Here is a 24,341-nt window from a genome sequence, read left to right as displayed (position 1 = left end):
TTCCTAACTTTATGGAGGCATAATTTTTATTCTGCATGGAAATAAAATCAGCCATAACCAGTTTGGCTTTCAATACAGTTAAAAATTTCCAAGGCAGTTATCTGCAAAAAAAATAAATGGTGAATTATTCCTTTTTAGATAAATTAAGCAGCGAAATCGTATCGCAATACCAGGAAAACCTGTCCGGGATTACAATTGTTTTACCCAACAAAAGGGCGAAAATATTTTTAATAGAAGCGCTGAAAAAACAATTGAACGGAACGGTATTCGCTCCCGAAATCATCAGTATCGAAGACTTTATTCAAAATGTTGCCGGCATTCGCACCTGCGATAGTATTGAATTGCTGTTTGAATTCTATGATGTTTATCTGGAATTAACGCCCAAAGAGAAACAACAGCCTTTTGAGCTTTTTGCTAACTGGGCAAAAACATTGCTGCAGGATTTTAATGAAATTGACCGCTACCTGCTAAAACCAGGCCATGTGTTTTCCTATCTGAAAGATATTGAAGACATCAAGCACTGGTCGTTAGACCTGGAACAAAGAACCACGCTGATTGAAAACTATCTGGAATTCTGGAATTTATTACCCTCCTATTATCAGGGATTATACGAACACCTACTTCGGAAAGGAATAGGCTATCAGGGACTGATCTACCGGGAAGCTGTTGAAAACCTGAACCATTTCTCGGAAGCCATAGGTGATAAAAAACTGCTGTTTGCAGGCTTTAATGCGCTGAATCAGGCAGAAGAAAAGATAATGCAGCAACTGCTGTTTAACGAACAGGCAAAAGTGTATTGGGACATCGATGAGGTTTTCCTGAACGATACCTTTCACGATGCCGGACTATTTGTCAGAAGGTTTAAAAAAGAGTGGAAACAATATACTACGCAGCCGTTTGAATGGATCGTAAACGAATTCAGCCAGGAAAAAAACATCCGGATTATCGGAACGCCGAAAACCGTAGGCCAGGCAAAAATTGCCGGAAAACTGATTGAAGAAGTGCAGCTCAAAACAGAAAGTCTGGACAAGGTCGCGCTTGTTTTAGGGGAAGAAAACCTGCTCATTCCGGTGCTGTATGCGCTGCCCAATACGATTGAAAGCCTGAATATTACAATGGGTTACAGCAGTAAAAATAACCCGGCTCAGATATTGATACACAAATTGTTCAAACTTCACACAAACGCCATACAGCGGGATGAAAAGAATTATGTGTTCTACTATAAAGAAATACTGGATATCCTGACGCATCCGTTAGTCGAACCGTATGCGAAGGCTTCCTATGCTGTTCAGATTGTGAATAAAAACAATATTACGTTCCTGACGCAAAAAAAACTGCTCGAAATCAACAATTATCCTACCGGATTATTCTCTTTATTATTCGAGAAATGGAGTGATGATGTCATTAGTGTGCTGAACAGGCTTTCGGAAATTATCCTTACAATCAAGTCCTTCCTGAGTAATGATAATGAAGAAGATAAAATATCCAAAGCCTTCCTGTATTCGGTTTTCAAAGTAATTAACAAGCTTATTAATTATTATGAGGCACATCCAAAAATTGATAACCTGAATACGCTTTTCACGGTTTACAAGCAGATTATCGACCTGGCGGAAGTTTCATTTGAAGGAGAGCCGCTAACCGGATTGCAGATAATGGGTGTTTTGGAAAGTCGTGTGCTGGATTTCGAAACGGTAATCATTACCTCGATGAATGAAGGTAAATTTCCGGCCGGAAAAACCACGAATTCATTCATCCCTTATGATGTTAAAAGAGAATTGGGATTGCCTACCTATAAGGAAAAAGATGCTATTTACAGCTATCACTTTTACCACTTATTGCTAAGGGCTAAAAATATTTACCTGCTGTACAATACCGAAAGTGAAGGATTGGATGCCGGGGAACGCAGCCGTTTTATTACGCAGCTGGAAATTGAAAAAAGACCGAAGCATGTCCTGACACATCAAATTTACAATGCTTTTTTACCGGATAAAGCCTACGAGCCGGTCGTGATCCCGAAATCTGACGGAGTACTGGCGCGTTTAAAGGAAATCGCTACAGTAAAAGGATTTTCGCCATCCGGACTGACCACCTATATGCGGAATCCGATTCAGTTTTATAACCAGCGAATACTGCGGATATCCGAAGTGGAAGAAGTTGAGGAAAACATTGCTCTGAATACTCTGGGAACCATTATCCATGGTGTGCTGGAAGAACTGTATCGTCCATATCTGGGGAAATTTTTGACATTACCTGATGTGGACCAGATGTTTGGTGCATCAAATGCGGAAGTTGAAAAACAATTCCGGATGATTTATAAGGAAGGAGAGATTGCCAAAGGTAAAAACCTGCTCGCTTTTGAAGTGGCGAAACGGAACGTACACAACTTCCTCAGAGAGGAGAAAAAACAATTGGAAAACAATGATGCGGTTAAGATCTTAGGTCTGGAAATCCCGTTGGAAAGAGTGCTGGAAGACAGCCGGTTGCCGTTTCCGGTCAAAATTGCCGGTAATGTGGATCGGATTGAACAGCGCAACGGAAAAATAAGGATAGTGGATTATAAAACCGGAAGAGTCGAAAAGAACAGTGTGCTCTTAAAAGACTGGACTGGTTTAACCGCGGACATAAAAAATGATAAGATCATACAGCTGCTCTGCTATGCTTTTATGTATGAACAGCACTGTAACGGTATGGAACTGGAAGTGGGGATTATATCCTTTAAAAATATGCGGAACGGCTTTATGCCTTTTGGATTTAAAGAGGAAAAAGAATTCAATATGATGATAACGGCGGAGACGCTGGCCAGTTTCCGGACGGAAATTATTATCCTGATCAATGAAATCCTGAACGCCGGAATTCCTTTTGAAGAGCGGATACAATAAGTTAGATGTTCTTAAAGAAATCCGATAAGATCCCTTTCAGCTCATATTTGTTTTCAATGTGGCTCATGTGGCCGTCGTTGAACGTGACGAGTTTTACAGCGGTACCTTCAAGCTGTTCAAGGCTGTCGTTATAGTTTAGTACCGGATCTTTTTTGCCCAGAATAAGCATAATGGGATACGGCGCAAAGTGTAAAATAACTTCCCGGTCATTGCGGGCTTTCATACCTTCCAAAGCGGCAATAATGCCCTGTAAGGGTGTTTTTAAAGCTTCCAGTTTTACCTTCTCAATGGTTTCGGTCAGTCTTTCGCGATTGTCTTCACTGAATAAATTGGCAATCGACATTCTGATAAAATTCGAATAGCTTTGCTTTACGGCAATAATGGCACGATCCCGGTTGCGCTTGCGCTCGTCGCTGTCGGCTCTGGAAGTAGAGTTAAGCAGCACCATTCCTTTAACATTGTCCGGATACAATTCGGCGAAAGCCAGAGCAACATAACCACCCATAGAATGTCCGGTAAAAACCGCTTTCCGGATACGAAGCTCACTCAAAACGGCATGAACGGCATCGGCCATATCTTCCATACTGTGAATGTAGCCGATAGATTCCGATTGTCCGTGACCCAGTAAATCGATCGTGATAACGCGGTATTTTTTAGAAAAAGCTTTGGTGTAAAAATCCCACATACCGGAATTCTCTAAAAAACCATGCAGAAAAACCAAGGCGGTTCCTTTTCCGGTTTCGGAATAAGCAATTTTAGTATTTTTAAAAAGAATGTGTTTCAACGGTGGGGATTTATCGTGTTGCAAAAGTAAACCTATTCGGCAAACTGAAAAAATAAAACGGTTTACAACTTTAGTCATAAACCGTTTTTATATAAAATAAGCGTTTTTTAGCGATTCATTAAGCTTTCGATTTCGTCAGCCTCAATAGGAATATTGCGCATCAGGTTGAAAGGCTCTCCGCTTGCCTGGATAACCACATCGTCTTCAATACGGATTCCGAATCCTTCAGCAGGAATGTAAATTCCCGGTTCGATCGTGAAAACCATATTTGCCTGCATCGGCTCATACAGCAAACCGTAATCGTGCGTGTCCAATCCCATGTGGTGGGAAGTACCGTGCATGAAGTATTTTTTATAAGCCGGCCAGTCCGGATTTTCGTTCTGAACGTCAGCTTTGTCCAGTAATCCTAAACCTAGCAATTCGGAAGTCATTATTTTTCCTACTTCAACATGGTATTGTTTCCAGAAATTACCCGGTACCAGCATTTTACCGGCTTCGTTTTTTACGCGCAATACCGCATCGTAAACTTCTCTTTGTCTTTTGGTGAATTTCCCGGAAACCGGAATGGTTCGGGTCATATCGCTCGAATAGTTGGCATACTCGGCACCAACATCCAATAATAATAAATCACCGGCATTACACTGCTGGTTGTTCTCGATATAGTGCAATACATTTGCGTTGTTACCGGAAGCAATAATAGGAGTATAGGCAAAACCTTTGGAACGGTTTCTCAGGAACTCGTGTGCAAATTCGGCTTCTACTTCATATTCCATAACGCCCGGTTTTACAAACGATAAAATACGACGGAAACCTTTTTCGGTAATATTACAGGCCTGTTGGATTAAATCCAGTTCTTCGCTTTCTTTTACCGAACGCAAACGCTGTAAAATCGGATTGCTTTTTTCTACTTTATGCGCAGGATAGTTTTCTTTCCACCATTTTACAAAACGGGCTTCACGTGTTTCGGTTTCCACCTTGGCACGGTAATGCTCATTCGTGTTGATATACATCGTATCGGCATAAGTCATCAGTTCATACAATACCTTTTCGAAATCCTGTAACCAGTGTACGGTTTTAACACCGGAAACCTCAAATGCGCGTTCTTTGGTTAGTTTTTCACCTTCCCATATCGCAATGTGTTCATTGGTTTCTCTTAAGAATAACATTTCCTTTTGAGATTCATAAGGAGCATCGGGGAAAATAACCAGGATGCTTTCTTCCTGATCTACGCCGGACAGATAGAAAATGTCACGGTGCTGTGCAAATGGCAACGTACTGTCTGCACTAACAGGATAAATATCATTGGAGTTAAAAACAGCGATACTGTTTGGCTTCATTGCCGCAGCGAATTTTTTGCGGTTTTTAATGAATAAGTCCCGGTCTATTTGATGGTATTTCATAACGAAATAATTTTTAAGTATATATGAACCCAAATTTAAAAACTTTAGAAACAAATGCTGTTAATACGACTATAAAATTTTGAAGAATTCATAATTATGGGTAATTTTCTGCCATGAAAAAAACAATATCACTTCTTGTAACACTATTTTTAGTGACAATTTTGCAGGCTCAGCATAAAATGCCATACCAGTTATTTGATAAAAACGGTAAAAAAACAAATTATGAAAAATTAGTAAAGGCCTGTGAAAAAAAAGAAGTAGTGTTGTTTGGAGAGTTTCATGACAACTCTGTGGTGCACTGGCTGCAATTGGAATTAACAAAAGACCTGGCTGCAAAAAGAAAACTGGTTTTGGGAGCCGAAATGATCGAAGCCGATAATCAGCCGCAATTAAATCAGTATCTGAGTGGCGCGATAGACCAGAAAGCTTTCGATACTTTGGCGCGATTGTGGAAAAATCATAAAACAGATTACAAACCATTAGTGGATTTTGCCAAAGCAACCAAAACAGAATTTATTGCCACGAATATCCCGAGACGATATGCCAGTCTGGTATTTAAAAAAGGCTTTGAAGCACTGGAAACCCTTACTGATGAAGAGAAAACCTGGATAGCACCGCTTCCGGTTCCGTATGATGCCAAACTGCCGGGCTATGTTAAAATAGTAGAAATGATGGGCGGCCATGGCGGTGAAACCCTTCCGAAAGCGCAGGCAATCAAAGATGCGACCATGGGATATTTTATTGTGAAAAATAAAAAAGACAATACGGTATTTGTGCATTATAACGGAAGTTATCACAGTGATTACCATGAAGGAATCTATTGGTATCTGAAACAATATCAGCCTGAAATTAAAATTATTACCATTGCAACGGTAAGCCAGGAAAATATTTTGAAATTAGAGGAAGAACACCACAATAAAGCGGACTATATTATCGTTGTAGATGAAGATGTCACGAAGACATATTGATTTAACAAAATCTTGGCAAGATTTTTGTTTATTATATTTTGTTAAACGAAGGTTATGAATTTTAGAAACATTCTATACATATTATTAATTGCCATCACATTATTTGCATGTGATGACAATGACGATGTGAGGAATTCAGAGCCGCAGTTGATTGTTAAATTTAAATTTGACAACAACCAGATCCGTTTAAACAATACCGGTCAGCCGGCACCAATTGCCAGTGGCAATGCGGCACAATCCCCTTCTTTTAATGCAATCAGTTCTCATTATCTGGAGCTGGCACCAAATGCCAATACTGCTTTAGGAATGGGTACCGTTTTATACCATGCGCCTGAAACAATGGCAGGTGGTGAAAATGCGATAGATTTTAGTCAGTCGAAAATTGTGGGTGAAAATGAAGTTTTCCTTTCCATACCGTTGAGTCAGGTGGCTACCGGAAGCTACGAATGGGTAAGGGTTTCGTTGTCGTACCAGAATTATGACATCAATATTTTAAATCAGGGAACGGACTATACCGGAACGCTGGCTAGTTTTGTCGGATTTAAAACCTATTTAACGACACATCACATCGGGAACAGCAGTTTCCCGGTAAACGGTAACAGAGAGCAGGGATACTGGGCTTTAAATGTTAACGGAATGCCTTTTTCCGGACAGGCTCCGGAAGGTGCCACAACGGTTCCGAACCCGCTTTTTGCAACCTCTCCGATACCTCCTAAATCCTGTGTGGTAACCGGTAAATTTGCCAATGCATTTGTGATTACCGGAAACGAAACAAAAAATGTTGAAGTTACCCTGTCGCTTTCTGTAAACAACAGTTTTGAGTGGAAAGAGGTTAATTTTGATGGGAAATATGAGCCTTCAGCAGGTGAAAATGTTGTTGATATGGGGCTTAGAGGATTAATACCTTCTTATCTGAAATAATATTTCCGGAATAGCTACTCTTCTATTTTTAAAGTATATACCAAATTCAGGTAGTGCATTTTTCGCAAGACATTGCATTTCTCACTTTAAATTCATTATAAATAAGGGTTAAAGGGTTGCGGTTAATTTGAAATAGCGTTACTTTTGTTTGATTTTTTTAAAAACTATTACAATCAAACACTATGGCAAAATCTGCACTTTTAAAGTCATCTATCGGGAAAAAATACTGGATGGCTCTTACGGGTTTATTTTTATGCTTGTTTTTGGTGGGTCACTTAGCAGGTAACCTACAGTTATTATTCGGAACACAATTGCAATTCAACGAATATGCATTGTTTATGACTACCAATCCAGCTGTAAAAATTCTATCTTATTTAACGTACATTTCGATTTTATTCCACGCGATCGATGGTATTCTTCTGACAATCCAAAACAAGAAAGCAAGGCCTGTTGGGTATGCTAAAAACAACGCTGCTGCAAACAGCGCGTGGGCTTCAAGAAACATGGCGGTTTTAGGAACCTTAATCCTGATTTTTATCGCTACTCACATGGTGAATTTTTGGGCAAAAATGCATTTCTCAAATATGCCTTTGCAAAAAATTACAGTAGAAGCACAGCCAGGAAACTCTCAGGAATTTTACCTTACTTCCGGTTGGGGACAGGATAAATTTATCCCGGTACAAAGTGTGGACGGTGAAAATATTGTTGTTGAAGGACGTGATTTTTACTACGTTAAACCGGCGAAAATTAAATTTGCAGAAGGATATAAAGATTTACATACAATTACAATTGCGTTCTTTAAAGATCCGAAACTGGGATTGGCATTTACCATTTTCTACGTGTTTTCAATGGCTGTTTTAGCATTCCACTTACTACACGGATTTAATAGTGCTTTCCAGTCGTTAGGAGCTAATAATCCTAAATATTCTCCGGCGATTCGAATTTTCGGAAAAGGATTTGCAATTATTGTACCGCTTTTATTTGCTATTATTCCTTTATATATTCACTTTGTTAAATAATCCTATAATAGATAAAGATTATGGCATTAGATTCTAAAATACCTCAAGGTCCTATTTCAACGAAATGGACAGACTATAAAGATCACATCAACCTGGTTAACCCGGCGAACAAACGTAACATCGATGTAATCATCGTTGGAACAGGTTTGGCTGGAGGTTCGGCTGCCGCTACTTTGGCAGAATTAGGTTATAACGTAAAAGCTTTTTGTTTTCAGGATTCTCCACGTCGTGCGCACTCGATTGCAGCACAGGGAGGTATCAATGCAGCAAAAAACTACCAGGGTGATGGTGACTCCACTTTCCGTTTGTTTTACGATACGGTTAAAGGAGGCGATTACCGCGCCCGTGAAGCTAACGTTCACCGTTTAGCAGAAGTATCGGCTAATATTATTGACCAATGTGTGGCTCAGGGTGTGCCTTTGGCACGTGAGTACGGAGGTTTATTAGATAACCGTTCTTTCGGTGGAACATTGGTTTCCAGAACATTCTATGCAAAAGGACAAACAGGACAACAGTTGTTATTAGGCGCTTATTCTGCAATGAACCGTCAAATCGGACGTGGAAAAATCCAGATGTACAACCGTCATGAAATGTTAGACCTTGTTATCGTTGATGGAAAAGCAAGAGGAATCATTGCCCGTGACCTGGTTACCGGAGCAATCGAAAGACATTCAGCTCACGCTGTTGTTATCGCTTCAGGAGGTTACGGAAACGTATTCTTCCTTTCTACCAATGCTATGGGAAGTAACGTAACCGCTGCATGGAAAATACACAAAAAAGGAGCTTACTTCGCTAATCCTTGTTATACGCAAATTCACCCAACTTGTATTCCGGTATCAGGAGACCACCAGTCTAAATTAACCCTGATGTCTGAATCATTAAGAAATGACGGTAGAATCTGGGTTCCTAAAAACATGGATGATGCTATTGCTATTCGTGAAGGCCGTTTGAAACCAACACAAATCGCAGAAGAAAACAGAGATTATTATTTGGAAAGACGTTATCCATCTTTTGGTAACCTGGTACCGCGTGACGTAGCTTCACGTGCAGCAAAAGAAAGATGTGATGCGGGATATGGTGTTAACAAAACTGGAGAAGCCGTTTATTTGGATTTTGCTTCTGCAATTCAGCGTTATGGAAAAGAGCAGGCAAAAATCAAACACCTGGATCAGAATGACGCGGCTTTAGTGAAAAAATTAGGAACAGAAGTAGTTGCTAACAAATATGGTAACCTGTTCCAGATGTATGAGAAAATCGTTGACGATAATCCATACGAAACACCAATGATGATTTATCCGGCAGTTCACTACACAATGGGTGGAATCTGGGTAGATTATAACTTAATGACCACAATTGAAGGTTGTTATTCTATTGGTGAAGCAAACTTCTCCGATCACGGTGCGAACCGTTTGGGAGCTTCTGCTTTGATGCAGGGTCTTGCTGACGGATACTTCGTATTACCGTACACTATTGGTGATTATTTATCAAAAGATATCCGTACAGGTAAAATCTCAACAGATTTACCGGAATTTGCGGAAGCGGAGAAAAACGTTAGAGACTTGATTGAAAAATTCAGTAACAATAACGGTACACATTCTGTTGACCATTTCCATAGAAAATTAGGAAAAGTAATGTGGGATAAAGTAGGTATGGCGCGTAATGCCCAGGGACTTACGGAAGCTATGGATGAGATTAAAGCCATCCGTGAGGAATTCTACAGAGACGTTCGTGTTCCCGGAGATATTAACGGATTTAACCAGGAATTGGAAAAAGCATTGCGTGTTGCCGATTTCTTGGAATTAGGAGAGTTATTCGCTAAAGATGCTTTACACAGAAATGAATCTTGTGGAGGTCACTTTAGAGAAGAATATCAAACAGAAGAAGGAGAAGCACAACGTGATGACGTTAACTTTGCATACGTAGCCGCTTGGGAATACAAAGGAAACCCGAGAGAAGCCGTATTACACAAAGAAGAGCTGAAATTCGAAAATGTGAAACTGGTTCAAAGAAGTTACAAATAATTTTAATGTGTTAAGGCAAATTAGAATACCTTGCACTTAATACTTAATACAAAAAGTTATGAATTTAACGTTAAAAATATGGCGTCAGAAAAACGCTCAAGATAAAGGACAATTAGTTGATTATAAAATCAGCGATGTGTCGCCTGATATGTCTTTCTTGGAAATGTTAGACGTATTGAATGACGGATTAGTAGAAAAAGGAGACGAACCGGTAGCTTTCGATCACGATTGTCGTGAGGGAATCTGCGGAATGTGTTCTTTGTATATTAACGGTGAAGCTCACGGACCAGACAGAGGAGTAACGACTTGTCAGTTACACATGCGTATGTTTAAAGATGGCGATACTATTTATATTGAACCATTCCGTGCGAAAGCTTTCCCGGTAATTAAAGATTTAGTTGTAGACAGAAGTGCTTTCGACAGAATTCAGCACGCAGGAGGATTTATTTCGGTAAATACTTCCGGAAATACACAGGATGCTAACGCAATTCCAATTCCTAAACATGATGCAGACAGAGCTTTCGATGCGGCTACCTGTATCGGTTGTGGTGCTTGTGTGGCTACTTGTAAAAACTCTTCGGCTATGTTGTTTGTTTCGGCTAAAGTATCGCAATTTGCTTTATTGCCTCAGGGTAAAGTGGAAGCAGCAGAGCGTGTACTGAACATGGTAGAGCAAATGGACCACGAAGGTTTTGGTAACTGTACCAATACCGGTGCTTGTGAGGTAGAATGTCCAAAAGGAATTTCTCTTGAGAATATTGCCCGTATGAACAGAGAATATCTTAAAGCAAGTATCAAATAGTTTTATAAAAATCACGATAAAAACGCATTCGGCCACAAGCTGAATGCGTTTTTTGTTTTTAGCAATAAAACCTGCAGTATTTTTGTGGGATGAAACCCTTTTGTTTACAATATCTTTTCTATTTTTATTGAAGAAATACATTTCGAATCCATAAACCGTAAAAACGAAGCACAGGAAATGAAAATTAGCATTATTCAGGCCCCTCTTTTCTGGGAAAACCCGGAAGTAAACAGAAATTATTTTGCTGCAAAAATTCAGAATATTCCCGAAGATTCGCTGCTGGTTGTATTGCCGGAAATGTTCAGCTCCGGTTTTACGATGAATCCCGATGAAGTAGCCGAATCCATGGATGGTGTAACGGTAACGTGGATGAAACACACGGCCGTTGAAAAAAACTGTGCCATAACAGGCAGTCTGGTCATCCGCGAAAATGATAATTTCTATAACCGCCTGCTTTTTGTTTTTCCTAACGGTGATGTGGAATACTACGATAAACGACACCTGTTTTCCCTGGCTGGCGAAAACAAGGTTTATACTTCCGGCGGAACCGAAAGACTGATTGTGAATTATCTGGGATGGAGAATCTGTCCGTTAATTTGCTACGACCTGCGTTTTCCGGTTTTTTCCCGTAACAATGACGATTATGATTTGCTGATCTATGTAGCGAACTGGCCTCAGGTTAGAATTTTAGCCTGGGATACATTATTGAAAGCAAGAGCCATAGAAAATATGTCCTATGTGATAGGGGTGAACCGGATTGGTGACGATGTGAATCATAACTTTTATTCCGGACATTCGCAGGTACTGGACTATCTGGGTAATGCTTTGGTGGAACCGGTGGAAAAAGAAGTGGTGTTCTCCGTTCAGCTGGACAAAGAATTAATGCTGGCGAACAGAAATAAACTGGGCTTCCTGAGAGACAGGGATAAGTTTAATCTAATTTAAAAACCTGATCCACATCCCAGTTTGCGCGAACGTCGACATCATTAATAAAATAAATAACCTCTTCCGGTTGTAACTTTTCCAGGTAATTACCGGTGTCCCATTTGCGGTTCTTATTGTCGTCGTAAATCAGGCGCAGCGTGTATAAATTCGGTTCGAGCGTGTTGAAGTCCAGAACCGTTTCTTTTTCGCTGTACGCGGTTGCAATCACTTTGGCATTTTTATCAAGAATTTCCAGAATTACAGGAAAACGTTTTACGTTTTCAAGCTGTACCCGTAAATTACCATACTCCGTAATGCTTTTTGTGGCTAATGAATATTTAAGGGTATCGTTGGCCTTTTCGTAAAAATCGGTTAAAGCGCCCGGAAATAAGGTCAGGGAATATTTCTGATTGGGTTCTTTTTTAAAGTCGAATTCCAGCGCATTATCAAAATCGTTATATTTTGTTTTAAAGGGAACCGCTACGGAATCTTTATTGATCAGCTTCATTTTAGCCTCGTCAATTTTGGTTAAAGGCATCGAAGGCAATACTGTAAAAAGATCTCTCAGGCCGATGGAACCCTTTGGTTTGGCATCAAAAGACAAGGAATCTTTAACTTTCTGCTCCTTGATTTTCGTTTTAAACTCTTTTGAATAATTGCCGTTACTAACCAGGATCTGCAGGGAATCGGGCGTGATTTTAGGCAGCCAGATGTGTAGGGAATCTTTGGCCGGGAATTTGGTAATTATGGTATTCAGCGTTTCGCCGCCCCGTTTCACAATCACTTTGGTGTTTTTCGGATCTTTCCCTTCGTAACCTAAAATCAGTTTGTTGGGAGTTTCCTGTGTAGGCTTTTCTGCTTTAAACGGAAGCTCTTCCTTGAATAAACTCAGGCTGAAAAGGGTATCGTTAGGAATCGTAATCGGATCCTTAAAAAAAGCGATTTTATCGGTTTTCGGATCAAACTTATAGTCGTTATTAACGTCTTTTATGGCAACAACATGGTATTTGCCCTCTTTTAAATTTTCCAGGGTAAACACTTTTAAACTGTCCAGCGTATTGGTAACATAACGCGGCTGCTGTTTAAAAACGGTGGAATCGGTAAATTTTTCGGCTTCATACAGCATTACCGATACAAAATTATCGGCCTTTCGGGAATAGGCATCTTTGATGACACCGCCCACTTTTAAAGAATCAATATACGGACCGGTTGAAAACACATATTTAAACTGGGAATACGGATTGAACTCATTGTTGTCCGTTATACTCTGTCCGAAATTAAAACTGTAAGTAGTGTTGGGTTGTAAAGTATCTTTGATTTTAATGGTGATGTATTTGCTGGCATAGCCCATCGGAACGATATCCGGAGCCTTCTTCATTGGAGGCGAAATAATCAGTTGTTTATTGATGTCTTTTACCTTAATATATTCATCGAAATTGATCTTGATGAAATTCCCGTTAAAATTAGTACTGAAATTCTCAGGATTACTATAGGTGATTGTAGGAGGAATGGTGTCTTTCGGACCACCCGAAACCATACCTCTTTTGGCACAACCGGTTAATAAAAGAGAAAAGACAATAATAAAGAAAGCAATACGGTTCTTCAACATGTTACCAATGATTTTACAGCACAAAATAACAATTATATTCAGTGGAATGAAAATGTTTTTAGAAAATCTTTGTAAAATTAAGAGTGTGTATAACCAATGGCAAGGATGCTCAGGCTGGCATTGGGAATTTTCAGCAGCATTTTGCCGCAGGCTTCCAGTGTGGCACCGCTGGTAATAACATCGTCGATCAGTAAAAAATGTTTGCCGTGGTCTTTTTCGGTAAAATGAACCTCGAATAATTCGGTGCCAATCTCGGTCCGGCTGAAAATAGTCTTCTTTGTCTGGGTTTTGGAATAATATTTACGGAGCAGGATGGTTTCGTTGTACGGAATTTCAAAACCGGCCGCCAGCGCTTTCCCGAATGTGGTGAGCTGGTTGTAACCGCGTTCCTGTAACCGTTTTTTGTGAAGCGGAACCGGGATGATCTCGGTAACGGTTTTGAGAATGGTAAGGTCTTTAATTTCTGAAAAATACCAATTGCCGAGCAATTCGCCTATTTCCTGCCGGCCTTTGTATTTGAGATGATGAATGAGCTGCTGTACAATACCTTCTTTATGGTAATAAAAAAAGGAGGAAGCATATTCCAGAGGCAGTCTTCCGTAGAACTTTTTAAGGGTTTCATTTTCCGGTATCAGATGATGATTCGTAATCGGGATCTCATGCCGGCATTTGATGCAAATTGCCCCTTCATTTTGTAACAAAATGCTGTTACAGCCGCTACATAATCTCGGAAAGAGTAAGTTTATCAAGTTTTTTATCATTTCATCGATTATTTTTTTAGTATTACAACAGGCGGAATACTTTTATTGATTAATAAATAGAAATGACAAGTAATAATTCTTCAATTTTAGGTCAGGTGAGTGTCGGTGTGCTCGTTATCGGAGTACTCACCCTGTCTTTTAATTTATATCGGTTATCTAGTGAAAACAAATCACTTAAAGATAAGATATCTTTAGAGAATTCCATACATAAAAATGAACTTTCGGAAATTTTAAAACGATATGATTCTGTTAGCAATGTTCTGGGGACAAATACGAAAAGAAGTTCCCTGCTTTTTAAAACAGTCATACATCCCGAAGGAGCCGTAAAACAACCCCAAGCTGTTACGGCAGATTTGAAAAAGACGGAAAAGGTAAAACAGAAGATTGCCAGCACGAAAACGAAAGAAAGAAAAAAAACGGCGAAAGCAGCCAGTAACGAGTTAAGCAGCCTGGAAAATGATGATGCCGGTCTGAAATCGAAACAACTCAAAGCGATGAATGTAAGCGTTAGAGGTGTTAAAATTATCTACAGCGATTTTTTGGAAACCAACCGGTCCAATAAAATAGACCAGATCAGGATTTGCTACACTTTAGCATATAACGAAAACATCGGCCGCGGCAATCAGGAAATTTTCTATCAGATTGTAAACCCGGAACATACCGTGTTGAGCAACGGCCTTCATCCTAATGAAAAATACAACAGCGATCTGGACTGTACCGCCAGAGGGATCGTGTTTTATGATAATAAAGCGACCGACGTTTGCGCCTTTGTTGACGTCGATAAAAAAAAACTGATTAAAGGCGATTATGAAGTTAACATAATCCATCAGGACCGAATAATCGGAACGGCTAATTTCCAATTTCGATAATACTTCAAAAAGTTAAAATTTCCCCTATTTTTTACAATCTCTTTTTCCTATTTTTGCATTATGGCAAAACAAGAAGACTTATTTAAGAATGTAGTTTCGCATGCAAAAGAATACGGATTTATTTTCCCTTCTAGCGAAATTTATGATGGTTTGAGCGCAGTATACGATTATGCTCAAAACGGTGTAGAATTAAAGAAAAATATACGTGAATACTGGTGGAAATCCATGGTTCAGATGCACGAAAACATTGTAGGTATTGATGCTGCTATTTTTATGCATCCTACTACATGGAAAGCTTCCGGCCACGTGGATGCGTTTAACGATCCGCTAATTGACAATAAAGATTCAAAAAGAAGATATCGTGCGGATGTTTTAATTGAGGATTATGCCGAAAAATTAAACCAGAAAGCACAAAAAGAAATTGATAAAGCAAAAGACCGTTTTGGCGATGCTTTTGATGAAGCACAGTTTGTAGCGACCAATGCCCGTGTTATTGAATACCGAAGCAGACAGCGCGAAATTCTGGAAAGAATGGCACGTTCCCTGGAAACGGAAAATCTTGCCGATGTTAAGGCTTTGATTGAAGAGCTGGAAATTGCCTGCCCGGAATCAGGATCCAGAAACTGGACCGAAGTACGCCAGTTTAACCTGATGTTCGGAACAAAATTAGGCGCTTCTGCCGATTCTGCTATGGACCTGTACCTGCGTCCGGAAACGGCACAGGGTATCTTTGTAAACTTCCTGAACGTACAGAAAACAGGACGTATGAAGATTCCTTTTGGAATTGCACAAACCGGAAAAGCGTTCCGTAACGAAATCGTTGCCCGTCAGTTTATCTTCCGTATGCGGGAGTTCGAACAAATGGAAATGCAGTTTTTTGTTCGTCCGGGGGAAGAAATGAAATATTACGAATACTGGAAAGAAACAAGATTAAAATGGCACCTTTCATTAGGATTAGGAAAAGAAAACTATCGTTTCCACGACCATGAAAAATTAGCCCATTATGCTAATGCTGCTGCCGATATCGAATTTAACTTCCCATTCGGATTTAAAGAACTGGAAGGAATTCACTCCAGAACCGATTTCGATTTAAAAGCACACGAACAGCATTCCGGTAAGAAATTACAATATTTCGATAACGAAACAAACTCCAGCTATGTCCCGTATGTAGTGGAAACCTCTGTTGGACTGGACAGAATGTTCTTGTCAGTTTTCTCGAAATCATTGCAGGAAGAAGTATTGGAAGACGGCTCAACCCGTACGGTTTTAAGACTGCCTTCCGTTTTAGCGCCAACAAAGGCTGCGATACTGCCATTAATTAAAAGAGATGGTCTGCCGGAAGTTGCCAGAAAAATTATAGAAGATCTAAAATGGGATTTCAATGTTGCCTATGATGAGAAAGATGCCGTAGGGCGTCGTTACCGTCGTCAGGATGCATTAGGAACACCGTTCTGTGTTACGGTCGATCATCAGACATTAGAAGATGAAACAGTAACGATTCGTCACAGAGATACCATGCAGCAGGATCGTGTGAAAATTTCAGAATTGAGAGGAATTATCAATGAAGAAGTTTCTATGCGTAACTGGCTGATGAAAATGTAAATTATAAAAAAGGCTTTCTCTTTTCGGGAAAGCCTTTTTACTATACCGTAATCCGGTTTATAAATGGTACGGTTTTTTGAGATGCTGAAGCCCTTTCAGAACGATTTTAAGCCCTTTTAAACCCTTTGAAAGTGTTAAAAACAAAGAAAAACTCAAAAAAAAACGAAACCGTAAAAAATACTTGAAAAAACCGTAAAATCTGTGTTGTCGAAAGAAGTACTTTTACAGTGTCATTAAATACTTAATTAAGTTAGTTTATACAGTATAAGGTAAAAATAGTGGATTACCTTCTTTAGCCCAGCCTGTAAAAGGTCTTGCTTCAGCCCAGCCAAATAGAGGATTTGGTTTAGCTCATTAAAAATCAAGCGTTAGTAATGTACTAACGCTTTTTTTTTGGAATTATTTTATTACTCAGCATTTAAAGCGTTCCAGCCTCTTGCCTTCAAAGGAATTTTAGTGTTTGCTCTTGTAATTAAATGGATGCCTTCGCTTTCCGGTGTCATATGACCGATTACCGTAAAATTAGGGTTTCCTTTAATCTTGTCGAAATCGTCCATCTTGATCGTGAAAAGCAATTCATAATCTTCACCGCCGTTAATGGCAATCGTCGTGCTGTCTACATTAAACTCTTCACAGGTATTGATCAATTGCGGATCAAGCGGCAATTTGTCTTCATATAGGTTACAGCCAGTTCCGGAATTCTTACACAGGTGGATAATCTCGGATGACAAGCCGTCAGAAATATCAATCATAGCCGTAGGTTTTAGATCCAAAGCCTGTAATAGCTCTTTAACGTCTTTACGGGCTTCCGGTTTTAACTGGCGTTCTATTAAATAGGTATAATTGTCAAGATCCGGCTGGTTGTTCGGGTTCACCTGGAATACCTGCTTTTCGCGTTCCAGTACCTGCAATCCCATATAGGCCGCACCAACATCGCCGGTAACCACCAATAAATCATTATCGTTAGCGCCGGTTCTGTACACCAGTTCCTCTTCAGTCGCTTCTCCAATAGCCGTAATGCTGATTAATAAACCTTTTTGAGAAGAAGTCGTGTCGCCGCCAATAACATCCACATCGTAAATTTTGGCAGCCAGTGCAATTCCATCATAAAGTTCTTCCAGTGCTTCCAGCGGAAAACGGTTTGAAACGGCAATCGAAACTGTTATCTGGGTCGGTTTGGCATTCATCGCGCAGATGTCGGAAAGATTCACCACCACAGCTTTATAACCCAAATGCTTTAACGGCATGTAAGCCAGATCGAAATGAACACCTTCTACTAATAAATCGGTAGAAATAACGGCTTTTTTATCTTTAAAATCCAGAACGGCAGCGTCATCACCAATTCCTTTCAGGGTAGAAGGCTGGCTGATCTGGATGTTTTTGGTTAAATGATCTATTAATCCAAATTCCCCCAGTTGGGACAAACTTGTTCTTTGAGGCGTTTTATCTTCTATCATTTGAATAAATTATAAGAGTGCAAAGTTAAATAAAAAAAACGCACAGGATAAGAATGTTAAAAGGACTGAAAAACGGCGCTTATCGTTTCAGTGAAAAGTGGGCTTTGAATTCTTTTTGATCTCCGTTATCTTTAAAAAGAACCTTAAACCAATAGTCGGTTGAAGGTAGCGGATAACCGTTAAGAGTTCCGTTCCATCCGCTTCCGTTAGGGCTGATTTCTTTTAAGAATTTTCCGTAACGGTCAAAAATATAGATCCGGGCATCTTTCTGATTGCGCAAATCCGGGATGTTCCAGGTGTCGTTATAACCGTCACCGTTCGGAGTGAAATATTTAGGATATTTCAGGATATAGGTTTTTAAGCGGATAAGGCCGCAATTAGTCTTGGTATCAATAATGCTGACCCAGTGTTCTCCTCCCGATACATTGTTGAAAACATTCGACGTTTGTTCGCCACCGTCGTCAAGCTGAAAAACGTAATTCCCGTAACCTCCGGTAACGTTTACGGTAATCGTGCTGGAATCGGCAAAAGGCTCGCTGATGGACAGCGTGGCTATGGCAACACTGGATTGATCGACAATAACGGTTTCCGGACTGTAATTGCAGTCATTACCCGATTCCGGGGTTAGTTTTATAGTGCTGACGGTATAGGTACCGGTTTGTGTGGCGGTATAATCGGGTCCGGTATGCACGACCTGGTTGTTTAAGGACCATTCCACCGTGAACAGCGAAGGGCTTAATCCGGTGTTTATGGTATAAGGCGTGATGACGGCCTGTGTTACCGGATCGACACAGATGGTGCCGTCTGCAAGAGCTAAATCCAGTAAAGGATGAATGGTAATTTGAAACGGTTTTTCATCAAAACAGTTACTGTTATCCGCGGCGGCGGCATAAACATACATGGTCTGCGAACCGGAAATAACGTCACCGGCATTGTAAGCAGTACCCGTTCCTCCGGAAGCACTAAAATAATTTCCAAGCGGTATCGCCGGCAGGGTATAGCTTCCGCAGCGCTCTACATCGTTAAATATAGGTAAAACAGGAGTTACGGAAACGGTAACCAGAAAATCATCTTCATCGGTACAGGTAAACCGGTTTCCGGAAACGGCATACACATAAATAGTCTGGGTAGTGGTTAAAACTGTTCCGGCAGGAAGTAGGCTGCCCTGTCCGTTAGGCTGTGTATAATAATTTCCGATGGTTAAATTGGGCAGGGTGTAACTGTCGCAGGCGCGGATATCGTCAAACGTGCCGACATCAATGCCCAGAGCATGTACGGTAAACATCGTTTCGTTAGTACATTGCGGGAAATCACTCCAGTTGTTAAAGATATAAATGGTCTGGGTGGTCGTAATATCGGTTCCGGCGTTTAATTGGGTTCCGGTTCCTCCGGTTCCGGTATAATAATTACCGTTGGTTAACTGCGGCAGGGTAAAAGAAGTACAGGTATATACGTCTGTAAAACTATCTATTGGCGGTAAGGGTCTTATGGTAACAGTAAAAGGATGCTCGTTCGTACAGCCATTGCTGGAAGACGCATAAATATAAAGGGTCTGCGTACTTGTAATAACAGCACCGGCATTTAATGGTGTTCCGGTTCCTCCGGTTCCGGTAAAATAAGCGCCGTTGTTTAATGGCGGAAGCAGGTACTGGGCACATTCCAACCGGTCAGCCGGAGTGTCCACTACCGGTTTTTGCAGTATCGTTAGCTGGTAGTTCAGATTGTCCGTACAATTGGGTGTGGTGGTGGTATTGGCATAATAGTAAACCGTCTGTGACGTGGTGATGCTTGTTCCGGCCGGAATAACGGTACCGTTGCCTCCCGGCTGGGTATAATAATTGCCAATCGGAATGGCCGGCAGTATAAACTCTCCGCAGGCGGTTATTGGCTGGAAAACAGCAGTGTCAATAATATTGATGCGAAAAGGATGCTGGTTAGGACAGGTTCCGTTAAACGCATATACATATAACGTCTGGCTGGCGGTAATGGTGGCTCCGGCGCTTAACTGGGTTCCGGTTCCTCCGGTTCCGGTATAATAATTACCATTCGTGAGCGCCGGCAATACATAGGAGTTGCAGGTTACCACATCGGCCGGAGTATCTACCGGTGGTAACGGGAAAATGGTAATGTTGTAGGTTTTTTCCTGGCAGGGAACACCATTAACAAGCGCATAAAAATAAATGGTCTGATTGGTTGTCAATACGGTTCCCGGTGGTAGCAGTGTTCCGGTTCCAGCCGGTCCGGTGTAGAAATTCCCTGCCGGCGCACTTCGGATGATATATTGTCCGCAACCGGTATCCGGAAAACTCAACTGATCGATTAACGTTACCATAAAAGAATTCTGATCCGTACAGCCTAAAGGGCCTATCGGGCCGTTAAAAATAAAATAGGTACCCTGTTGTGTAATCACGTCACCCGGATTGAGTGGAACGCCCGTGCCGTTCGGACCGGAAAAATAATGCCCGTTTACCAAAGGCGGCAGCGTATAGCTGCTGCATTCAATTACGTTGGGATGGGTATCTACCGGAGGAAGCGGTTCGATAACCACATCAAAGCTAACCAGAGCATAACATCCCGGATTGTTACTATCGGACATTCTGACCCAGATGGTCATTGGCGATTGCCCGGCAGTCATCGTGAAAGCACCCGGATTGCTTATCGCAGCAGTATTGTTTTGAGCATTGCTCTGTGAAGTGAAATACTGTATGCTGAAAGCGTTGGCATTCTGTCCGTTTAAAATTATGGGAGTCTGAACCGTTAAGTTAATGCTTAAATTTCCGGAACGGGTGCTGCATCTGGACAGATTGGGTGGTTGTGTAGCGGTAATCATGGCATTGACCAGCAGGTTAAAGGAAATAAGATTGTTGCAAATTGTATTGTTGCTCAGTCTTCTCACTTTAATGTATATGGTTTGGTTGCCGGCACTGGAATAAGCTGCCAGATCCGATTGCGGAATGGGATTGTTCGCATTGGCATCGGCTAAAGAAGCATAATACAGCAATTCAAAGCTGGCGTTATTCAGGCCTAAAGCAGCCGCATTGTTTTGTGTCAGGTTAAATACAAAAGTACTCTGTCCGTTGTTGCAGACTCTCAGGTCATTTGGCATCGTGATAGCCAGATCGGTAATCACAATGTCGTCGGTTATCTGGCAGCTGCCATTGCCGGTTGTGGCAATCACGCCATAGGTTCCGGCCTGGGTAACGGTTAATGTGGCTGCGGTTGCTCCGGGAATTATCGAGCCGTTAAAAGTCCAGACATGATTGAACTGCGGTCCTAATCCCGATTGCAACAGTATGGTTTCTCCCTGGCAGATCGTGGTGTCCGGTCCTAAATCGGTATTGGTTACAAAACTTTTCCCGGCGATAAATACAGCCGAATCAAAATTAGCATCGTTATAATCGCCTATGGCAAGTTTAATACGGTAGGCCCTGTTGGGCGTTACGGCAGAAGCAGCGGTCAGCAGGACGGTTTCTCCGCGCATGTTAATGGCAGAATTGGCAACATCGGTAACATTATAACGGCCGAATAGATTCGGATTCGATGACGTACAGCCGGAATTGTAGAGATTGTCGCGTATGGTTTTTACCGAAATCGGAATGGTTGTATTCGGTACGACCGCCAGGTTAGTGGTCACACCGGTGGTCAGATCGGTAAGCAAAAACGCGAAAATATCACTAAACCCGCATTGGTACTGACCGTATTCGTTGGATGCAAAAAGAAAATCAAAACTAAAACTGCTGGATAAGGGCGTGAAATCAAATTGTATATACGCCACATCGTTTATAGATGACGGCTGTCCGCTGGCATTGCTGATGTTTTGTAAATCCGGATCACCGGCTGCGGTGAGCACACTGCTTTCGTTTAATCCGGTATATTGCCCTTCCGTATATTTCGCGATACCGTTACGAATAATGATACCGCTTTGAATCGGGAAATTCGGATTGGTGCTCGTAAACTGCCCGATACCGCGATGGGAAGAATATTGAAAGTTGGTTTCGTTAAAACAGGAATTCTGTAAAAGGGAGTTGCTGATCAGCTGCGGAACGCTCTGTGAAGTCGTGTCAATAGTGATCCCTTGTGCATATAAAGAGAGATTAAAGAGAAATATTAAAATGGGGATAAATTTTCTCATAACTAAAATGATTTTTAGCCATGTAAAGTTAACGAAAAAACGCTTTTCGATATTGTGAAAATGCAATTAAATTGTAGTTATGATTAATTAAAAAGCTGTTTAAAGTTAAAATATTGTAAATATTGTTTTAAAATTAAATTTACTTTAAACTTTCAGTATAATTGATTTGGAGGAGGGTTACAGCAGCATAAAAAAAAGACCTGATTATATCAGGTCTTCTATGTTAATCATTCAGCTTTAATACAGCCATAAATGCTTCCTGCGGGATTTCTACGTTACCCACCTGACGCATACGTTTTTTACCTTTTTTCTGTTTTTCAAGTAGCTTACGCTTACGGGAAATATCACCACCATAACATTTTGCGGTTACGTCTTTACGCAACGCTTTAATGGTTTCACGGGCGATAATTTTGGCGCCGATAGCAGCCTGAATCGGAATATCAAATTGCTGGCGCGGGATTAATTCTTTCAGCTTTTCACACATTTTTTTACCAATGTTATATGCATTGTCTTCGTGAATCAGCGCAGAAAGGGCATCCACAGAATTCGCATTCAGCAGGACATCCAGTTTTACTAATTTTGACGTACGCATTCCAATCGGAGAGTAGTCAAAAGAAGCATATCCTTTGGATACCGTTTTTAAACGGTCGTAAAAATCAAATACAATTTCGGCCAGCGGCATGTCGAAATTCAATTCCACACGCTCGGTCGTTAAATATGTCTGGTTGGTAATCAAACCACGTTTTTCAATACACAAAGACATTACGTTACCCACAAAGTCCGATTTGGTAATGATTGTCGCCTTGATATACGGCTCCTCTACACGGTCTAATTTTGAAGGCTCCGGTAAATCCGAAGGGTTGTTTACAATCAGCGCCGTTTCCGGATCTTTTTTGGTGTAAGCCAGGTACGAAACGTTCGGAACCGTTGTAATAACCGTCATGTTGAATTCACGCTCTAAACGCTCCTGGATAATTTCCATGTGTAACATTCCTAAGAATCCACAACGGAAACCAAACCCTAAAGCCGCCGAACTTTCCGGTGTGAACACCAGAGAAGCATCGTTTAGTTGCAGTTTCTCCATAGAGTTACGCAATTCTTCATAATCTTCCGTATCAACAGGATAAATACCGGCAAATACCATTGGTTTCACATCCTCAAAACCTTTAATCATGTTTTGCGTCGGCGTTTTGGCATCGGTAATAGTATCACCCACTTTTACTTCACGGGCTTCTTTAATTCCGGAGATCAAATACCCAACATCGCCTGTAGAAACAACCTGTTTGGGAACCTGATTTAATTTTAAAGTACCAATCTCGTCAGCATAATATTCATTGCCGGTAGCCATGAACTTGATTTTCTGTCCTTTTTTGATTTCACCGTTAATAACACGGAAAATAACTTCAATACCGCGGAACGGATTGTAAACCGAGTCGAAAATCAAAGCCTGAAGCGGTTCTTCTTTATCGCCTTTCGGAGCAGGGATACGCTCAATAATAGCTTCTAATATTTTGTCTACGCCAAGACCTGTTTTTCCGGAAGCCGGAATGATCTCGTCGTGTTTGCAGCCTAATAAATCTACGATGTCATCGCTCACTTCTTCTGGATTTGCACTTGGTAAATCCACTTTGTTCAGGACCGGGATAATTTCCAGGTCATTTTCCAAAGCAAGGTATAAGTTGGAGATCGTTTGCGCCTGTATACTCTGTGCAGCATCTACAATTAATAAAGCACCTTCGCAGGCAGCAATGGAGCGGGAAACCTCATAGGAGAAATCCACGTGTCCCGGAGTATCAATCAGGTTCAGGATATATTGTTCCCCTTTATAGGTATATTCCATCTGGATGGCGTGGCTTTTAATCGTGATTCCACGCTCACGCTCCAGGTCCATGTTGTCCAGTAACTGCGCCTGTTGCTCACGGGCCGTTACGGTTTGGGTGGCATCAAGCAATCGATCGGCTAACGTACTTTTTCCGTGATCGATGTGTGCAATAATGCAAAAATTTCTAATATGCTTCATCTTCGTTTAGTATCAAGTTTATTTGGGCGTATCCTGCCGGAAGCAGGCCAGGCTTTCCGCTGTATCTTTTGCTCACTTCGTGAGACAAAAGGATGCCGCTGCAATCCTTTACGCATCCAATCAGCAGCTTATACGCTCCGATTAGTCATCATTCACCATGGTCCAACATATAA

Annotated in this window: 16 protein-coding genes; 9 read left to right on the top strand and 7 right to left on the bottom strand. The window is 41.0% G+C overall.

Going from position 1 to position 24,341, the window contains the following annotated elements; translation table 11 throughout:
* The first annotated feature begins 116 nt into the window (after positions 1–116).
* The gene (locus tag HW120_RS02645; RefSeq protein ID WP_177730529.1) at positions 117–2,879 is read left to right on the top strand and encodes a PD-(D/E)XK nuclease family protein; all 2,763 of its coding nucleotides are present in this window, start codon (positions 117–119) and stop codon (positions 2,877–2,879) included.
* Position 2,880: 1 nt separating this feature from the next.
* Here the strand turns inward: HW120_RS02645 and HW120_RS02640 are convergent, their stop codons facing one another.
* Together HW120_RS02640 and HW120_RS02635 are read right to left on the bottom strand one after the other, a co-directional pair.
* Positions 2,881–3,663 carry an alpha/beta fold hydrolase gene (locus HW120_RS02640; RefSeq protein WP_177730527.1) on the bottom strand — a complete coding sequence of 261 codons (783 nt, stop codon included), beginning with the start codon at positions 3,661–3,663 and terminating at the stop codon, positions 2,881–2,883.
* Positions 3,664–3,770: 107 nt separating this feature from the next.
* Positions 3,771–5,063: an aminopeptidase P family protein gene (locus tag HW120_RS02635; protein ID WP_177730525.1), complete on the bottom strand. Its 1,293-nt coding sequence runs from the start codon at positions 5,061–5,063 to the stop codon at positions 3,771–3,773.
* Between the two features lie 113 nt (positions 5,064–5,176).
* Here HW120_RS02635 and HW120_RS02630 point away from each other — a divergent pair, with 113 nt between their 5' ends.
* The 6 genes from HW120_RS02630 to HW120_RS02605 all read left to right on the top strand — a co-directional run bounded on the left by HW120_RS02630 (position 5,177) and on the right by HW120_RS02605 (position 11,739).
* Positions 5,177–6,031, top strand: a complete 855-nt coding sequence (locus HW120_RS02630) for a ChaN family lipoprotein (protein WP_177730523.1) — start codon at positions 5,177–5,179, stop codon at positions 6,029–6,031.
* Between the two features lie 54 nt (positions 6,032–6,085).
* A complete protein-coding gene (locus HW120_RS02625; protein ID WP_177730521.1) occupies positions 6,086–6,952 on the top strand; it encodes a hypothetical protein in 867 nt (288 codons plus the stop codon).
* 182 nt (positions 6,953–7,134) lie between these two features.
* Positions 7,135–7,971, top strand: a complete 837-nt coding sequence (locus HW120_RS02620) for a succinate dehydrogenase cytochrome b subunit (RefSeq protein ID WP_177730519.1) — start codon at positions 7,135–7,137, stop codon at positions 7,969–7,971.
* 20 nt (positions 7,972–7,991) lie between these two features.
* Positions 7,992–9,992 carry a fumarate reductase/succinate dehydrogenase flavoprotein subunit gene (locus tag HW120_RS02615; protein WP_177730517.1) on the top strand — a complete coding sequence of 667 codons (2,001 nt, stop codon included), beginning with the start codon at positions 7,992–7,994 and terminating at the stop codon, positions 9,990–9,992.
* A gap of 58 nt (positions 9,993–10,050) precedes the next feature.
* The gene (locus HW120_RS02610) at positions 10,051–10,794 is read left to right on the top strand and encodes a succinate dehydrogenase/fumarate reductase iron-sulfur subunit (RefSeq protein WP_177730514.1); all 744 of its coding nucleotides are present in this window, start codon (positions 10,051–10,053) and stop codon (positions 10,792–10,794) included.
* Positions 10,795–10,971: 177 nt separating this feature from the next.
* Positions 10,972–11,739, top strand: coding sequence for an amidohydrolase (locus HW120_RS02605; RefSeq protein WP_177730512.1), 768 nt, complete (start codon positions 10,972–10,974; stop codon positions 11,737–11,739).
* Here the strand turns inward: HW120_RS02605 and HW120_RS02600 are convergent.
* Together HW120_RS02600 and HW120_RS02595 are read right to left on the bottom strand one after the other, a co-directional pair.
* Positions 11,726–13,327: an Ig-like domain-containing protein gene (locus HW120_RS02600; RefSeq protein WP_177730510.1), complete on the bottom strand. Its 1,602-nt coding sequence runs from the start codon at positions 13,325–13,327 to the stop codon at positions 11,726–11,728. The genes HW120_RS02605 and HW120_RS02600 overlap by 14 nt on opposite strands.
* 77 nt (positions 13,328–13,404) lie before the next feature.
* The gene (locus HW120_RS02595; protein WP_177730508.1) at positions 13,405–14,088 is read right to left on the bottom strand and encodes a ComF family protein; all 684 of its coding nucleotides are present in this window, start codon (positions 14,086–14,088) and stop codon (positions 13,405–13,407) included.
* 62 nt (positions 14,089–14,150) lie between these two features.
* Between HW120_RS02595 and HW120_RS02590 the strand changes: the two genes are divergently transcribed.
* A complete protein-coding gene (locus HW120_RS02590) occupies positions 14,151–14,957 on the top strand; it encodes a hypothetical protein (protein ID WP_177730506.1) in 807 nt (268 codons plus the stop codon).
* Positions 14,958–15,017: 60 nt separating this feature from the next.
* Positions 15,018–16,559 carry a glycine--tRNA ligase gene (locus HW120_RS02585; protein WP_177730504.1) on the top strand — a complete coding sequence of 514 codons (1,542 nt, stop codon included), beginning with the start codon at positions 15,018–15,020 and terminating at the stop codon, positions 16,557–16,559.
* A gap of 407 nt (positions 16,560–16,966) precedes the next feature.
* On the opposite strand, the gene thiL is transcribed toward HW120_RS02585, so the two are convergent.
* The 3 genes from thiL to lepA all read right to left on the bottom strand — a co-directional run bounded on the left by thiL (position 16,967) and on the right by lepA (position 24,168).
* Complete coding sequence (gene thiL, locus HW120_RS02580; protein WP_177730502.1) at positions 16,967–18,016, bottom strand: thiamine-phosphate kinase; 1,050 nt, start codon at positions 18,014–18,016, stop codon at positions 16,967–16,969.
* Between the two features lie 79 nt (positions 18,017–18,095).
* Positions 18,096–22,148: a T9SS type B sorting domain-containing protein gene (locus HW120_RS02575; RefSeq protein ID WP_177730500.1), complete on the bottom strand. Its 4,053-nt coding sequence runs from the start codon at positions 22,146–22,148 to the stop codon at positions 18,096–18,098.
* Between the two features lie 223 nt (positions 22,149–22,371).
* Positions 22,372–24,168: a translation elongation factor 4 gene (lepA, locus tag HW120_RS02570; protein WP_177730497.1), complete on the bottom strand. Its 1,797-nt coding sequence runs from the start codon at positions 24,166–24,168 to the stop codon at positions 22,372–22,374.
* Positions 24,169–24,341 lie beyond the last annotated feature (173 nt).

This window comes from Flavobacterium inviolabile, from assembly GCF_013389455.1.
Classification (GTDB): Bacteria; Bacteroidota; Bacteroidia; order Flavobacteriales; family Flavobacteriaceae; genus Flavobacterium; species Flavobacterium inviolabile.
Note: the sequence above shows the minus strand (reverse complement) of the source record. Positions and strands in the feature narration are given on the sequence as shown.